Here is a 16370-nt window from a genome sequence, read left to right as displayed (position 1 = left end):
CCCCCCCCCGGGGGGGGTGGGGGCCGGGGGGGGGGGGGGCGGGGGGGCCCCCCCCCGCGGGGGGGGGGGCCGCGCCCCCCCCCCCCCCCCCGGCCCCCCCCCCCCGCGCCCCGCCACCCTCTCCCACAAGGGGAGAGGGGAAGATCGCTACGGCTTGCTCGGATCGAACCGCTTTTCCAGGCCCTTCCAGCAATCCGCGTAGTCGTCCTGCAACGTCGCGGAATTCGCGGCGTGCGCGGTGACGCGCTGCGCGTAGCGGGTCTCGAACATGAAGGCCATGGTGCCAGTTAGCTTGACCGGCTTCAGCTCGCCATTACTGGCGTGCTCGAAAGCGTCGCGATCGGGGCCGTGCGGCAGCATGCAATTGTGCAGGCTCATTCCGCCCGGCACGAAACCTTGCGGCTTGGCGTCGTAGACGCCGTAGATCAGGCCCATGAACTCGCTCATGATGTTCATGTGATACCACGGCGGGCGGAAGGTGTTGTCGGCGACCATCCAGCGCTCGGGGAAGATCACGAAGTCGATATTCGCCGTGCCTGGGGTCTCCGACGGCGAGGTCAGCACGGTGAAGATCGAGGGATCGGGATGATCGAAGCCGATCGCGCCGACCGGCGAGAAGCTGCGCAGATCATATTTGTACGGCGCATAATTGCCGTGCCAGGCGACGACGTCGATCGGCGAATGCGGCAGCGTGGTCTTGAACAGAGCGCCGCCCCATTTCACGAACAGCTCGGTCGGTGTGTCCTTGTCCTCGTAGTGCGCGACCGGTGTCAGGAAGTCGCGGGCATTGGCGAGGCAATTGGCGCCGATCGGCCCGCGCTCCGGCAGCGTGAAGGCGCCGCCGTAGTTTTCGCAGAGATAGCCCCGCGCCGGCCCGTTCGGAATCTCCACCCGGAACTTGACGCCGCGTGGGATCACCACGATCTCGCCGGGCTCGGCATCGATCCGACCGAACTCGGTGACGATGCGAAGATTGCCCTGCTGCAGCACGAACATCAGCTCGCCGTCGGCATTGTAGAAGTGCTGGTCCACCATCGACTTGGTGATCAGATAAACATGGGCGGCCATGCCGGCCTGGGTGTTGACGTCACCGGCGGTGGTCATGGTCTGCACGCCCTGAAGGAAAGTCATGTCCTCCTTCGGGATCGGCGCCGGATCCCAGCGCAACTGCGCGATCGGCAGATCGTTTTCATGGCACGGTGCCGAACGCCACAGGCCGCCGTCGGCCTTCTCGAAGCGGCCCGAATGTTTCACCGACGGGCGAATGCGATAGAGCCAGGAGCGCTCATTGCTGCCGCGCGGCGCGGTGAAGGGCGAGCCGGAGAGCTGCTCGGCATAGAGGCCGTAGGCACAGCGCTGCGGCGAGTTGCGCCCGATCGGCAGCGCGCCCGGCAGCGCCTCGGTCTCAAAACTGTTGCCAAAGCCGGACATGTAGCCCGGCGTGACCTGGGCCGTGCTGCGAATGATCTGATCGGGCGAGGTATTGATGTTCATGATGATCCTCCTCCTTGCAGGGCGGCCCACATCTCCTGGTCGCGCTTGTCGGTCCAGATCACGGGGTCGTCGATTCCCGACGCCTCGTCGAAGGCGCGCGACACGTTGAACGGCAGACAGTGCTCGTAGATGGCGAAGCTCGAAAATTTCGGATCCATCACCTCGCGCGTCGCAGCCATCGATTCCTTCAGCGTCCGGCCCTTGGCGACCGAGATTTCAGCGGCGCCATAGAGCGAGGTGACGAAGTCGCGCGTCATCGCGATGGCTTCACGCACCGTGGCAACACCTTTGAGCGCATCGCCGCGGCCCGGCGCGATCGCCTTGGGATTGAAGTTGCGGATTTCGTTCAGCGTCAGCGGCCATTCGCGCAAATGCGCGTCGCCGCAATAGCAGGCCGAATGGTATTCGATCAGGTCGCCGGAGAACATCACCTCGGCATCGGGCACCCAGGCGACGATGTCGCCGGAGGTGTGGCCGGCGCCGAGCTGCATCAGGCGCACCTCGCGCTTGCCGAGATAGATCGACATCTCGCCTTCGAAGGTCAGCGTCGGCCAGGTCAGGCCGGGAATGCTCGATGCGTCCTGAAACAGCCGCGGGAAGCGGCCATACTCGGAATCCCAATCCTGCTGGCCACGCTCCTCGATCAGACGATAGGTCTCCTGCGAGGCGACGATGCCCTGCGCCTTGTAGGCGGAGGCACCGAGCACGCGCACGGCGTGATAATGCGACAGCACGACATATTTGATCGGCTTGTCGGTGACGGTACGGACGCGCTCGATCACCTTGTTCGCCATCGCCGGCGTCGATTGCGCGTCGAACACCAGGCAGCCGTCGTCGCCGACGATGATCGCGGTGTTCGGATCGCCCTCCGCGGTGAAGGCGTAGAGATCGGTGCCGATCTCCGAGAAGGTAATCTTCTTTTCGGAGAGGTCGCCGGTGGATGCGAAGTTCTTCGCCATCAATTTATCCTTCAAGTCTTCGGGGTTATTGTTGTTGCTGTTGTTGTTGCTGTTGCTGCTGCTGGCCGTCGATCATGCGCCGCCTGGCGAGGAGAATCGCCTCCCGCAGCACGTCGATATCGCCGATGTGATTGGCGAGGATCAGCACCAGCGCCGCGTCGAAATCGGCGCTTTGCTCGTCGGTGAAGCCACGATGCGCCTCCACGATGGCGCGAAAGGCGTCGTCGGGCCGCGCGAAGTTGGAACTGGTCGAGAGCGGCATGCGAATCCTCAATTCAAGCCTTGAGACCGCGACAGCGCGGTCGCAATCGCTTCGCGCGTTGGACGCCGGAAGCGCGCCGCAACGTAGCCGTCCGGCCTGAGTAAGTAGGCTGAGCCTGGTTCCGCATCATAGCGCTTTGCGGTGAGCGCTGCCGGATCTGCGAGCCCGTCCTTCCCGCCGATGCGGATATCCTTCACACCAACCGGCGCCTCAATCGCCGCGCCATTGCTGAATGACAGCAAGGTGAAGTCCGTTCCACCCTTGCGGAACGCGTCCGTCAAATAGGCTTGCTCGCCCGTGGGCGTCGCAACGGGAGCATCGAGCATCGAACAACCCGGGAGCGGACCACCGCGCCACGCATCCGCATCCGGCGATGACAGCGGCGAGTCATAGCTGCACGGCACCGAGAGCCGCCCGCCATTGACCATGCGCTGGCCGAACTCCGTTTCCTTGGCCAGCGACAGCACCGCCTTACGCAGCCGCGCTTCCTGATGCGAGTTCGGTGCCATGAAGTCGGTCGAGCGGGTGGATTCGCGAATGTTCTCGTCGGCAGCCAGGCTGCGCTCGACATGATAGCTCTCGAGCAGGCTCGCGGGTGAAGCGCCGCGCAGCACGCGGTCGAGCTTCCAGGAGAGATTCTCGGCGTCCTCAAGTCCCGAGTTGGCGCCGCGCGCGCCGAAAGGCGACACCTGATGCGCGGAATCGCCTGCAAAGATCACGCGGCCATGGACGAAGCGGTCCATCCGTCGGCACTGGAATTTGTAGAGCGATATCCACTCGAACTCGAACTTGTCGTGGCCGAGCATGCGCGCAATCCGCGGCCGCACGTTCTCGGGCTTCTTCTCGACGATGGGGTCGGCATAGCGATTGAGCTGAAGGTCGATGCGCCAGACATCATCAGGCTGTCGGTGCAACAGCGCCGAACGTCCCGCATGAAACGGCGGATCGAACCAGAACCAGCGCTCCGTCGGGAATTCCGCGGTCATCTTGACGTCGGCGATCAGGAACTGGTCCTCGAACACCTGTCCCGCGAAGTCGGCGCCGACCATCTGCCGCAGCGAAGAGCGCGCGCCGTCGCAGGCGACGACATATTGCGCGTGCAGGCGATAGGCGCCCTCCGGCGTCTCGATTGTCAGCGCAACGGAATCGTTGCGGCGCTCCAGCGCCGTCACCTTGTTGCGCCAGCGCAGGTTGATCTCGGGCAGATCGCCGATGCGGTCGACCAGATAGGCTTCGGCGTAGTACTGCTGGAGATTGATGAAGGCCGGCCGCTTGTGACCGTCCTCCGGCAGCAGATTGAACTGGTAGAGCTGCTGCTCGCCGTGGAAGATGCGGCCGACGCTCCAGACCACGCCCTTGTCGACCATGCGGTCGCCGACGCCGAGCCGGTCCCAATATTCCAGCGACCGTTTCGAGAAGCAGATCGCACGGGAGCCCTCTCCGATACGGTCGGCATCATCCAGAAGGACGACGTGCTGGCCGCGCTGGGCAAGGTCGATCGCAAGCGACAGCCCGACCGGGCCCGCGCCGACGACCACCACGGGATGCTCGGCCGCGCTCTGGCCGGGACGATCCTGATCGGGGTGGCGGCGATAGCCGAACTGGGTTTTGGCCTGATGCGTATTGGCCTTCGCCATGCGCTAACCTCGGCTCTGGTCAGGAGAGGCCTGATCTGCTAATAGTCTCACGTGCAACTATTTTGGACCGGAGCCGGCCGGCCGTCAACTGGAATTCGGAGCGCTCTCCCTTGGCGAGGACATCCAGCGACATCGCGCTGAAGACACGCGAGGCCGATGAGGCCTCAGCGCGGCCAAAAACACGGCTCGACCTATTCAGGTTCGTGCCGTTCCGCCTCAACCGGCTCGCCGCGGAGGTGAGTTCCGCGCTCGCGGTCGAATATCAGGAACGTCACGGCCTCGACATCCCGGCCTGGCGCGTGATCGCGACGCTCGGCTTCCGCAACGATGCCTGCAGCGCGCAGTACGTCGCGCAATGCACCCGCACGCACAAATCCACCATCAGCCGCGCGGTGACCATGTTGCTGCACCAGGGTTTGATCGAGCGCGTCGAGAACGAAGCCGACCGCCGCGAATTCCGCCTGCGACTGACAAGGAAAGGCCGCACGCTCTACGAGGAACTGTTTCCGCAATTGCTGCGGCGGGAAGACGAGATTCTCGCCTGCCTCTCCGCGCAGGAGCGCAAACAGCTATCGACGCTGCTCGGCAAAATCGAACAGAGCCTCGATTTGATCCAGACCAGCGAAGAGGCCGACGCCAAGCAGGCGTATTGATCACTTCGCAAACGATCGCGACGGCGGCAAATGCAGCGCCCAGACATCGCCGTCGCTGGCGCGCGGATAGATATCCGTCACGATCGGATCATGCCCGGGAATGAACCGGTCAGGATGGCCGGCGAGACGCTCGATGGTCTCCCAGCCAACCGCCATGTCGCCGACATTGTAGACGATCGGGAATGGGCTTCGGCGCTGGAGATTGGCGTAATAATGCGCCGCATCCGACGCCAGCACCACCGGCCCGCGCGCAGTCTCGACCTTCACCACCTGCAGGCCGTCCGAATGACCGCCGACGCGGTGCACGGTGAGGCCGGGCGCGACCTCGCCGTCGCCCGAATAGAAATTGACGCGCTCGCCATAGACATGGCGGACCATCTGGGTGACGTGCTCGACCGAGAACGGATGTCGCAGCAGTCCGTTGCACATGCAGCGCCCCGTCGCGTAGGCCATCTCGCGCTCCTGGATATGGAAGCGCGCGTTCGGGAAACGGTCCAGATTGCCGGCGTGGTCGTAATGCAGATGCGTCACGATGATATCGCGAATGCTCGACGCCGCGACACCAAAGCGCTCCAGCGCGTCGACCGGATTGAGCGTCAGCTTGCGCGCCCGCGCGGACGCTTCCTCGGCATTGAAGCCGGTATCGACCAGAATGTCGCGGCCGTTGCCGCGGATCAGCCAGACGAAATAGTCGAGGTCCTGCGCCGCGCTGTCGTGCGGGTCGGGCGCGAGGAAGTTCATATTGGGCGTGCGCGGCGACATCGTCGCATAGCGCAGTGCGTAGATTTCGTAGGCGTTTCCCATGATTTTGATCTTGCTCTTTTGTGGATGCACCTTCAGGGGCGATCGACCGCACCAAGCCATCGTCCACCGCAAAGGTCAAACACCGGAGGTTGCGAAGCAGGCCCGTCCGCAATGTGAGACCAATCACATTGTTGTAGCCACGGCTGCCCTAACGTGCAGCCGCAATGACAACCAGAATGCATCGCGTGCAATCGTGACCGCCCGTTTATTCCCCCCGCAACATGCCCATGCGTCGCGGTCAATTGTCGCGATAACGCCGAATCCGCAAGCGGTTGACGCCCCCCTTCCCCGGTTTGATAATGCACATTGCGTAAGTTAAGGTCGCCGCGGCGCAAGCTGGAAACGGCGCCTTTTTGGCTGGATCGCGCTAATTATGAAAATTCGCCTGCTTTTCGTTCTGTCCTTGCTCGTGTCGCTCGTCCCGACCGCTCCGTCACTTGCGGCCGGCGATCGCTTTGCGCTGGTCATCGGCAATGCCAAATATCCGGACGCGGACGCTCCCCTGAAGGAACCGCTCAACGACGCGCGCGACGTCGCAGACGAGCTCAAGCGCGACGGCTTTTCCGTCGAGATCGGTGAGAACCTGACCGGCGACGGCATGCGCCGCGCCTTCGACAAGCTCTACGGCAAGATCAAGCCGGGGTCGGTGGCACTGGTGTTCTTCAGCGGCTTCGGCATCCAGTCCGCGCGGCAGAGCTACTTGCTGCCGATCGATGCGCAGATCTGGACCGAATCCGATGTGCGCCGCGACGGCATCAGCCTCGAAACCGTGCTCGGCGAGCTCAACACCCGCGGCGCCGGCGTCAAGATCGCGCTGGTCGACGCCTCCAGGCGCAACCCGTTCGAGCGCCGGTTCCGCAGCTTCTCGGCCGGCCTCACCCCCGTCATCGCGCCGAACGGCACGCTGGTGATGTATTCGGCGGCGCTGGCGTCAGTAGTCTCGGACGCCGGCGGCGAGCACAGCCTGTTCGTCCAGGAACTCCTCAAGGAAATCCGCGTCCCCGACCTGATGGCCGAGGAGACGCTGAACCGCACCAAGATGGGCGTCACCCGTGCCTCGCGGGGCGAGCAGGTGCCGTGGATATCCTCATCACTGGCCGAGGATTTCTCGTTCATTCCAGGGGCCGGCGGGTCGCGCCCGACAATGACCCCGCCACCCCCGCCTCCCGCGCCGCCGGCCGTCGCCAATAACCCGCCGCCGGCTCCGCCCGCACCATCGCCTGTGCCGCCGAAACCGGCCGACACAGTCGCAGCACCGGCTCCGTCACCGAAGCCGCAGGTCGAGGCTGCCTTGCCTCCTGCACCGCCGCCGCCTCCGCCCGTGATTCCGGCCGACCCCGTCACCGCTCCGAGCATGGAGAGCGGGCCGAGTGCGGCCGTCCTGGCCGACGACCCCACCATCAAGGGGCTGACCGCCAAGATCGCGGCCAATCCGGACGACGTGAACGCGCTTTACCGGCGCGGCCAGGTCTATGCCAGCAAGGGCGCCTACAGCTTGGCCATCAAGGATTTTGACGAGACGCTCCGGATCAACCCGAAGGATGTAGAGGCTCTGAACAACCGCTGCTGGACCCGCACCGTGGTCGGCGACCTCCAGGGCGCGCTGAAGGATTGCAACGAGGCCCTGCGGCTGCGACCGAACTTCGTCGACGCGCTGGACAGCCGGGGGCTGGTCAATCTGAAATCGGGGGCGGTCAAGAACGCCATCGCCGATTTCGAGGCAGCCCTGAGGATCAATCCGCGCCTGACCTCCTCGCTGTTCGGACGCGGGATCGCCAAGCAGCGCAACGGCTCGGCCCAGGAAGGTGCACTCGACATCGCCAATGCCAAGGCGATGGACCCGAACATTGTTCAGGAATTCGCAAGCTACGGAGTGCGTTGATATTTTTTTGAATCGAGGCCGGTGTGCCTCGAACCCGCGGCGGCCCCGCGAAGACTAATCGAACGGATGCCGCAGGCCGTCCCTTCGGGGGCTTATTGCAGGGATTTTGGAACGACGCGAGCTGGCTGCGCAGGAGGGACTGGCTATGAGATTGGCTGCAAAGGGACTTACCGCAATCCTGTCCATCATCACCGTTGGCGCCGCGCTGTCGCTGACGATCCCGCCGGCATTCGCGGGCGACGACGGCAACAGCAAGAACGTCACCGAGGACGAGATCGTCCGCGCGCTGGCGCCGCCGCCGAAGAAGCCGCTGACCCGCGGCCTCTCGATCGCTCCGCAGGCCGATCCCGCACCGAGTGCGACGGAGACCAAGCTGATCCAGTCCGTGCGCGGCCGCTCGACAAGGTCGCTTTCATCGACCGAGCGTGAAGAAATCGCGTCGGCGGCCAAGGACAAGCCGAACATCGATCTCGAAATCACGTTCGACTACAACTCGGCCAATATCAGCGCCAAATCGCTTGCCTCGGTCCAGGCGCTCGGCCGCGCGCTGACCAGCCCCGACCTGAAGGGCTCGACCTTCGTGGTCGCCGGACATACTGACGCCGCCGGCGGCGAGAGCTATAATCAGGATCTGTCGGAGCGCCGCGCGGATTCGATCAAGCGCTATTTGGTCGACAAATACAGCATCTCCGCGACCGACCTCGTCACGGTCGGCTATGGCAAGAGCAAGCTGAAGGACCCGGCCCAGCCGATGGCGGAGGTCAACCGTCGCGTGCAGGTCGTCAACATGGAAAACAAGACCACCGCATCGAAGTGAGCACGACGTAATCCTTTGAAGTGACAAGTCGTGATGTGGTGTAAAGTCTCGCTTCCAGCACGCGTCCCGCAGGCTTGCGGGACGCTGCTTTATTTCAGGGAAACGCTCACCATGGGCCGCGCGCGGACGGCCGCGAGCCAGGCCAGGACGATCCGGCAATGAACCTCTCCGAATATCTCAAGCCGGCCGGAACGGTGGTCTTCGTCGTCGTGCTCGGCGTCGGCTATTATCTGTTCGAGCATCGGCACCGCGCCGAGCCCAAGGAAACGCCGAGCGAGGCGCTGGTCATCGTGACCAAGTCGACCAATGCCTGCTTCTCCGACCTGGTCCGGGTGACCGGCTTCTTCGTGCCGCGCCGCGAAGCCGTGGTCGTCGCCGACCAGGAGGGATCCAGGGTCACCGACCTCTTCGTCACCGAGGGCACCCTCGTCACCGACAATCAGGAGCTGGCGCGCCTGACCGCACCGCCCCAGATCCCGGGCCAGCCGCAGCGGCCCGGCCCGCAAGGACCGGTCTCGCTGAAAGCCCCTGCGCCGGGCCTCGTCACCGAGGTCCGCACCATCGTCGGCGCACCGGCCTCGCCACAGGCCGGCCCGATGTTCCGTATCGCCGTCAACAACGAGATCGAGCTGGACGCGCAGGTCCCGGCGGTGCACATGGCCAAGCTCAGCTCCGGCGCGACCGTGCGCATCAGCCGCGACGACGCGCCCGATTTGATCGGGCGGGTCAGGCTGGTCGCGCCCGAAATCGATCGCGCCACCCAGCTCGGCCGCGTGCGCATCAGCGTCACCAACAATCCCTCGCTGAAAGTCGGCGTGTTCGCCCGCGCCTCGATCGACGCCAAGCGAAGCTGCGGCGTCGCGGTTCCCAAGACCGCGATCGACCATCTCACCGTGCAGGTCGTCAAGAGCAACATTGTCGAGACGCGCAAGGTACGGGTCGGGCTGTCATCGGACAGCGCGACGGAAATCCTGGAAGGCCTCAACGTGGGCGAGATCGTCGTCGCCGACGCCGGCTCTTCGCTGCATGACGGCGACCAGATCAAGACCATGTTCGCTGATGAACTCGATCGCACGCGGGTACGCTGATGGCTCTCAATATCTCGGCATGGTCGATCCGCAATCCGCTGCCGTCGGTGGTTTTTTCCATCATCCTCCTGATCCTCGGCTGGGTGTCCTTCACCAAGCTCGCAGTGACGCGGCTACCCTCGGCCGACATTCCCGTGATTTCGGTCGCGGTATCGCAATTCGGCGCGGCACCCGCCGAGCTCGAATCCCAGGTCACCAAGACGGTTGAAGACGCCGTCTCCGGTGTCGAAGGCGTCAGGCACATCACCTCGCAGATCACCGACGGCCTGTCGGTGACGACGATCCAGTTCGCGCTGGAGACCAACACCGACCGCGCGCTCAACGACGTCAAGGACGCGGTGACGCGCGTGCGCTCCAACCTGCCGCAGAACGTCACCGAGCCGCTGATCCAGCGCGTCGACGTCATCGGCCTGCCGATCGTCACCTACGCCGCGATCTCGCCCGGCAAGACGCCGGAGCAGCTCTCCTATTTCGTCGACGACGTGGTCAAGCGCGCGCTGCAGGGCGTGCGCGGCGTCGCCCAGGTCGAGCGCATCGGCGGTGTCGAGCGCGAGATCCTGGTCTCGCTCGATCCCGACCGCCTGCAGTCGATGGGGTTGACGGCCGTCAATGTCAGCCAGAGCCTGCGCGGTACCAATGTCGACGTCGCCGGCGGTCGCGCCGAGATCGGCAAGAACGACCAGGCGATCCGCACCCTCGCCGGCGCCAAGACGCTGAGCGACCTCGCCGGCACCATGATTCCGCTGTTCGGCGGCGGCGAGGTCCGGCTCGACGATCTCGGCACCGTCACCGACACCATCGCCGACCGCCGTACCTTCGCCCGCTTCAACGGCGAGCCCATCGTCGCGCTCGGCATCAAACGCTCCAAGGGTGCCAGCGACGTGAAGGTCGCCGAGGCCGTGCAGAAGCGCATCGACACGCTCAAGGCCACCTATCCCGACGTCGACCTGAAGGTGATCGACACCTCGGTCGAATATACCAACGGCAATTACCACGCGGCGATCTCGACCCTGTTCGAGGGCGCCATCCTCGCCGTCGTCATCGTGCTGTTGTTCCTGCGCGACCTGCGCGCCACCATCATCGCCGCGATCTCGCTGCCGTTGTCGATCTTCCCGGCATTCTGGGCGATGGACCAGCTCGGCTTCTCGCTCAACCTCGTCAGCTTTCTCGCCATCACGCTGTCGACGGGTATTCTGGTCGACGACGCCATTGTCGAGATCGAGAACATCGTCAGGCACATGAACATGGGCAAGTCGCCCTATCGTGCCGCCCTGGAAGCCGCCGACGAGATCGGCCTCGCGGTGATCGCGATCTCGCTGACGATCATTGCGATCTTCGCACCCGCGAGCTTCATGTCGGGCATCGCCGGACAGTTCTTCAAGCAGTTCGGCATCACCGTCTCGGTACAGGTGTTCTTCTCGCTGCTCGCGGCGCGCTTTGTCACGCCGGTGCTCGCCGCCTACTTCCTCAAACATGGCAATCACCAAGAGCCGCCGCCCGGCCGCGTGCTGCGGTCCTATCACAGGATCGTGGGCTGGTCGGTGAAGCACTATTTCATCACGGTGCTGGCCGGCTTCGGCGTCTTCGCCGCCTCGATCTGGAGCATCACGCTGCTGCCGCAGGGTTTCCTGCCGGCGCAGGACAGCTCGCGCTCGCTGGTTGCCCTCGAGCTGCCGCCGGGCACGCAGCTCGCCTACACCGAAAAGGTCACCGAAGACATCGTGGCGCGCCTGCGCAAGCGGCCCGAGGTGAAGAGCATCTTCGTCGATGGCGGCCGCGTTCCACCAGGGACCCAGGAAGTCCGGCGCGCCGCCTTGATCATCAACTACACGCCCAAGGACAGCCGCGATATCACGCAGCGCGAGCTCGAATTCTCGATCAGCCAGGAACTGGAGAACATTCCGGACATCCGCTTCTGGTTCCTCGACGAGAACGGCCTGCGCGCCATCTCGCTGGTCGTGACCGGCGCGGACGCCAACATCGTCAACAACGTCGCCAGCGAACTCGCGACGCAGATGAAGCGGATTCCCACCATCTCCAACGTGATCTCGGAAACCACGCTGGAGCGGCCCGAGCTGCGCGTCGAACCGCGCGCCGATCTCGCCGCACGGCTCGGCGTCTCGACCGAAAGCCTGTCGCAGACCATCCGCGTCGCCACCATCGGCGACGTCGGCCCCGCGCTCGCCAAGTTCGACGTCGGCGACCGTCTGGTGCCGATCCGCGTGCAGCTCGAGGATGCCGCGCGCGGCAATCTGAAGACGCTCGAACAGTTGCGCGTGCCACTCGGCGAACACGGCGAGAAGGGCGGCGTGCCGCTCTCCGTCATCGCCGACGTCAAGCTCGACCAGGGTCCGACCAGCATCAACCGTTACGATCGCGAGCGACAGGCGACCGTCGCGGCCGATCTCGTCGGCTCCGCCGCGCTCGGCGACGCCACCAAGAAGATCTACGACCTGCCGGTCATGAAGAGCCGGCCGAAGGGCGTGAAGGTCTCCCCCTCCGGCGACGCCGAAAGCCTGAACGAACTATCCGAAGGCTTTGCCACCGCGATCACGGCGGGCCTGATGATGGTCTACGCCGTGCTGGTGCTGCTGTTCGGCACCTTCCTGCAGCCGATCACCATTCTGTTCTCGCTGCCGCTCTCGATCGGCGGCGCGATCGCGGCCCTGCTGATCACCGGCAAGCAGCTCACGACACCGGTGTGGATCGGCATCCTAATGCTGATGGGCATCGTCACCAAGAATGCGATCATGCTGGTGGAATTCGCCATCGAGTCCATTCACGCCGGCACACCGCGCGAAGAAGCCATGATCGACGCAGGCATGAAACGCGCACGCCCGATCGTGATGACCACGATCGCGATGGCCGCGGGCATGATGCCAAGCGCGCTCGCGGTCGGCGCGGGCGGCGAATTCCGCTCGCCGATGGCGCTCGCGGTGATCGGCGGCCTGATCTTCTCGACCATCCTGTCACTGGTGTTCGTGCCCGCGATGTTCATGGTGATGGACGATCTCGGCGCCCTGATCTGGCGCTTCGGCAAGCGGCTGGTCGTGCACAGCGAAGATGCGGAGGGCGCAAGTCACCACGGAGCTGCGCCGGCGGAAGCGATGCAGCGGCCGAAAAACATCGTGCATCCTGCGGCGGAGTAGCTATTGCCTTCAGATCTCGGGCTCGACATCGGTAAGTGAAGTGCTATCTTTCGGGAATGAACCTCATAAGCCGAACGCTTGAGATCGACGCCGACACTGATGCCCGTCTCCGGGAGATCGCGTCCGAGCGGGGAAAGGACATCGCAACGGTTCTCGCAGAGGCCGTCGCATTGCTCGATTCAGTGATCGACGTTTCCAGTCCAGATCTCGCAGAGGACCGCAGTCGTTACGACGACTTCAAGCGCACCGGCCTGGCTGTCCCACTCGACGACGTTAAAGCGTGGGTGGCAAGCTGGGACTCGGCAGACGAGCTGCCCCGTCCCCAGCCGCGCAAGGTGAAATGATCCACCTTTCGCCAGCCGCGGTCGAAGACATCGAGCGGCTGCGAACATTCCTCGATACTGTTAATCTTGGCGCCGCGAAACGCGCCTTGGCCTCGATCTGGAAGGCAATCGATCGGCTGCCGGAATTGCCGGCGCTGGGCAAACCGACTGAGGATGCCGTCATCCGCCAAATCATCATCCGCTTCGGCTCGTCAGGTTACATCGTGCGATATGTCATCGCTCCCGAGACAGGCGATATTCTCATTACGAGAATCTGGCATGGCCGTGAGGCACGGACCTGACGCCCCTACTCGTTCCGCGCGATCGCCGTCAGCTTGGTCATGTTCCGCAGCAGGATGCGGCCGCGCTGGAGATCGAGGATCGCTTCCTTGCGCCAGGCCTGAAGCTGGCGGTTGACGCTCTCGCGGGCGGCGCCGACGAAGACGCCGAGTTGCTCCTGCGAGATGTGCACCTCCGAGCCGAAATCGGCGGCGAGCGCGCAGAGGCGCCGCGCGAGGCGAACCGGCAGCGGCTGGAGCATGGACTCTTCCATGCGCTCGCTCTGCCAGCGGATGCGCTGGCACAGCAGCGCGATGATCTTGATCCCGACTTTCGGCTCGCGTTCGAGGAAAGCCAGAAAGTCTTCGCGCCGCAGCACGAACAACTCGCTGGCTTCGCCCGCGGTGGCGTCCGCAGTGCGGCTCTGGCCGTCCAGCACCGCAACCTCTCCGAACAGGTCGCCCGGCCCCATGAAGTTCAGCGTCAGGCGGCTGCCGTCGGAGGCGCCGGTCTCGATACGGACCTGGCCTCGGCGCACGCCGAACAGCGCATCGCCCGCGTCGCCCTTCTGGAACAGCACCTCGCCGTTCCCCAGATGCTGGGTGTGGCAGAGATTCGCCAGCCGCTGGAGCTCGTCTGCGCCGAGATCGGCGAACATCGCATTCATCTTGAGGATGACCGCAAATTCGGCCTGCTTGCTCATTTCAATGTCCTTGTGAATTTCGTTGGCAAATCGCTTGGAACCATCAACATCAGGATCGCGTAAAACCGCGCCGGGGAAGTGTGCCATAAGTCACATAACTTTGCAGCACCCCCAGACTATTTTTCCGTGCTTGGAGCCGCTTCCCGTCCCGGGATAAACTCAGGCGCAAAGGACGCGCGCAAATGACGGTCATCTGCCGGATTCGACGCCGATCGTCCGCCGCTGGAAAGTCGACATGAGAGCAGTGAAATTCGCCGGCGCGGCGGTGGCCGCCGTCGTCATCGTGATCGCACTCCTGCTGGTGGTCGGGATCCCCTCGGGCTTCCTGACGTCGACGATTGCCTCGCGTGTTGAGAGCGCGACCGGCTATCGCCTGTCGATCGACGGCACGACCAGAATCAGCCTGTGGCCGACGCTGAACGTAACGCTGAACGACCTCACGCTTGCCGACCCCAAGGACCGCAGCGGCATCACGCGCCTGACCATCGACAGCGTGCAGGCCGACATGTCGCTCTCGAGCGTCTGGTCGGGCCGCCCGAAGATCAGCGAACTCGTCGTCACCCATCCCGTGCTCTACCAGCCGCTGCTGCGTGAACGCCTGCCGAATGCCGGCGGCACGTCGAAGCCGGTCGCGCTCGATACCGACGGCGCCGCCATCGACCGCGTCAAGGTCACCGATGGCGAGATCGCATTCGCGCGCATGCGCGATCGTGTCGAGAGCCGCATCAGCGCCGTCAATGCCGATGCCATCGTCGGTCGCGACCGCAAGGTCAACATCACCGGCACCGCACGGGTCGGCGAGCATCCGACCAAGTTCGACATCAAGGCAACCACGCCGGCGCCGCCGGCCGACCGGCCGACCATTCCGGTGGATTTCGCCATCGACATGCCGGACGTGCTGAAGTCCCGGCTCGCAGGTCATGCCGAGATGCGGCTGAGCGGCGACGTCGTGATGATCAACGGCGTGAGCGGCACGCTCGGCGACGGCGCGTTCAACGGCTGGGCCTCGGTCGATATCGCGAGCAAGCCTCTGGTCAAGCTCGATCTCGACTTCCAGCGGCTCGCGATCCCGCTGGCGAAATCGCCGGAAGGCGCGTCCGGCCAGCCCTGGAGCGATGCGCCGATCGATGTGTCCGCGCTCAACTATGTCGATGCGCAAATCAGGATCTCCGCGCATGAGGCGGTGATCGGCGAGGCACGCCTCGCGCCGCTGGCGGTCGATGCAAAACTCGCCGGCGGCGTGCTGAAGGCCGGCACCGCCAATCTCGGCGCCTATGGCGGCCAGGTCACGGGCGAATTGATCCTGGATGCCACCAGCGGCGCGCCGAGCTTTGCCATGCATTCCGACCTCGCCGGCGTGCGCGCGCTGCCGCTGCTGCAGGGCCTCGCCGAATTCGACCGGATCGACGGCAAGCTGCAGGCCAAGCTCGCGCTGCGCAGCGCCGGCACCAGCCAGCGCGCGCTGATGGCGAACATGCAAGGCACGGCCTTCGTCAATTTCCAGGACGGCGCCATTCGCGGCATCAACGTCGCACAGATGATCCGCTCGCTGACATCGGGCACGCTGTCCGGCTGGCAGGAAAACGGAGACAGCAGTCGGGAGCAGAGCACGGATTTGTCGCAGCTCTCGGCGTCGTTCCGGATCGACAAGGGCCAGGCGGTGACCACCGATCTCAACCTGACCGGACCGCTGGTCCGCGTGACCGGCGCCGGCACGATCGCACTCGACACCAAGATGATGGGCTTCCGCGTCGAGCCGAAGCTGGTGATGACGACCGAAGGCCAGGGTCGCGCCGCCGAGCCGGTCGGCTTCGGCATTCCCGTGATGATCCAGGGCACCTGGTCGCAGCCACGGATCTATCCTGACATGGCCGGCATGCTGGACAATCCGGATGCCGCCTATGCCAAGCTGCGCGAGATGGGCAAGGGGCTGTTCGGCGCTGATGGCGCCGGGCTCGGCAACATCTTGGGCAGCCTTGGTCTCGGAGGGACCACCGCGCCGGGTGGCGGCAATGCGGCCGGCAATGCCAATCCGCAAACCCAGCAGCCCGCCGGACAGAACAATTTGCTCGGTGGCCCCCTGGGCGAGGCGCTCGGCAATCTGATCCAGCAGGGACTTTCCGGTGGCGCGGGAAACGGCACGGCGACTGGGACTGGCACCGGCACTGGCACCGGCCGCAGCCGCAGCCTGCCTGCGGCGCCATCCCCATTGACGCCGCAAGCCTCGCCGGCGTCCCCCGCCCTGGAGGACCCGCCGGCGGCGCAGCAGGACAGCCAGCCGATGAACGACGTGCTGCGACAGCTCTTTAATCGATGATTG

14 protein-coding genes are annotated in these 16370 nt (G+C 64.8%); 8 read left to right on the top strand and 6 right to left on the bottom strand.

Going from position 1 to position 16370, the window contains the following annotated elements; all coding sequences use genetic code 11:
- Nucleotides 1–147: 147 nt before the first annotated feature.
- The 4 genes from hmgA to AC0L3K_RS11755 are packed head-to-tail and all read right to left on the bottom strand — an operon-like array spanning nt 148 to nt 4352.
- Entirely contained in the window at nt 148–1494 is a 1347-nt protein-coding gene (gene hmgA, locus AC0L3K_RS11770; RefSeq protein WP_473366030.1) for a homogentisate 1,2-dioxygenase, read from the bottom strand.
- Nucleotides 1491–2453, bottom strand: coding sequence for an MBL fold metallo-hydrolase (locus AC0L3K_RS11765; protein WP_007599044.1), 963 nt, complete (start codon nt 2451–2453; stop codon nt 1491–1493). Before AC0L3K_RS11765 ends, hmgA begins: the two co-directional genes overlap by 4 nt.
- 25 nt (nt 2454–2478) lie before the next feature.
- The gene (locus tag AC0L3K_RS11760) at nt 2479–2715 is read right to left on the bottom strand and encodes a DUF2783 domain-containing protein (RefSeq protein WP_007599042.1); all 237 of its coding nucleotides are present in this window, start codon (nt 2713–2715) and stop codon (nt 2479–2481) included.
- Nucleotides 2716–2723: 8 nt separating this feature from the next.
- Complete coding sequence (locus AC0L3K_RS11755; RefSeq protein WP_007599040.1) at nt 2724–4352, bottom strand: FAD-dependent oxidoreductase; 1629 nt, start codon at nt 4350–4352, stop codon at nt 2724–2726.
- 110 nt (nt 4353–4462) lie between these two features.
- Here AC0L3K_RS11755 and AC0L3K_RS11750 point away from each other — a divergent pair, with 110 nt between their 5' ends.
- Nucleotides 4463–5005, top strand: a complete 543-nt coding sequence (locus tag AC0L3K_RS11750) for a MarR family winged helix-turn-helix transcriptional regulator (protein WP_007599039.1) — start codon at nt 4463–4465, stop codon at nt 5003–5005.
- Here AC0L3K_RS11750 and AC0L3K_RS11745 read toward each other — a convergent pair whose 3' ends face one another.
- The gene (locus AC0L3K_RS11745; RefSeq protein ID WP_473366029.1) at nt 5006–5809 is read right to left on the bottom strand and encodes an N-acyl homoserine lactonase family protein; all 804 of its coding nucleotides are present in this window, start codon (nt 5807–5809) and stop codon (nt 5006–5008) included.
- A 373-nt stretch (nt 5810–6182) separates the two neighbouring features.
- Here AC0L3K_RS11745 and AC0L3K_RS11740 point away from each other — a divergent pair, with 373 nt between their 5' ends.
- The 6 genes from AC0L3K_RS11740 (at nt 6183) to AC0L3K_RS11715 (ending at nt 13370) form a co-directional block, all read left to right on the top strand.
- Nucleotides 6183–7691, top strand: a complete 1509-nt coding sequence (locus AC0L3K_RS11740; RefSeq protein ID WP_007599037.1) for a caspase family protein — start codon at nt 6183–6185, stop codon at nt 7689–7691.
- A 145-nt stretch (nt 7692–7836) separates the two neighbouring features.
- Entirely contained in the window at nt 7837–8508 is a 672-nt protein-coding gene (locus AC0L3K_RS11735) for an OmpA family protein (protein WP_007599036.1), read from the top strand.
- 158 nt (nt 8509–8666) lie between these two features.
- Entirely contained in the window at nt 8667–9596 is a 930-nt protein-coding gene (locus tag AC0L3K_RS11730; RefSeq protein ID WP_007599035.1) for an efflux RND transporter periplasmic adaptor subunit, read from the top strand.
- On the top strand, nt 9596–12745 hold the full coding sequence (locus AC0L3K_RS11725; RefSeq protein ID WP_473366028.1) for an efflux RND transporter permease subunit: 3150 nt from the start codon (nt 9596–9598) through the stop codon (nt 12743–12745). Before AC0L3K_RS11730 ends, AC0L3K_RS11725 begins: the two co-directional genes overlap by 1 nt.
- Before the next feature lie 35 nt (nt 12746–12780).
- Nucleotides 12781–13089 (top strand): hypothetical protein, encoded by a 309-nt coding sequence (locus tag AC0L3K_RS11720; RefSeq protein WP_245285962.1) that lies wholly within the window; start codon nt 12781–12783, stop codon nt 13087–13089.
- On the top strand, nt 13026–13370 hold the full coding sequence (locus AC0L3K_RS11715) for a type II toxin-antitoxin system RelE/ParE family toxin (RefSeq protein WP_473366027.1): 345 nt from the start codon (nt 13026–13028) through the stop codon (nt 13368–13370). The genes AC0L3K_RS11720 and AC0L3K_RS11715 overlap by 64 nt, the downstream gene beginning before the upstream one ends.
- Before the next feature lie 5 nt (nt 13371–13375).
- On the opposite strand, the gene AC0L3K_RS11710 is transcribed toward AC0L3K_RS11715, so the two are convergent.
- Nucleotides 13376–14050, bottom strand: a complete 675-nt coding sequence (locus tag AC0L3K_RS11710) for a Crp/Fnr family transcriptional regulator (RefSeq protein ID WP_007599026.1) — start codon at nt 14048–14050, stop codon at nt 13376–13378.
- Between the two features lie 235 nt (nt 14051–14285).
- Here AC0L3K_RS11710 and AC0L3K_RS11705 point away from each other — a divergent pair, with 235 nt between their 5' ends.
- Complete coding sequence (locus AC0L3K_RS11705) at nt 14286–16367, top strand: AsmA family protein (protein WP_007599025.1); 2082 nt, start codon at nt 14286–14288, stop codon at nt 16365–16367.
- Nucleotides 16368–16370: the final 3 nt, after the last annotated feature.

The sequence above is a fragment of the Bradyrhizobium sp. MI1.10 genome (assembly GCF_055811035.1).
The sequence above is the reverse complement of the archived record's forward strand: the minus strand, read 5'-3'. Positions and strand labels throughout refer to the sequence as shown.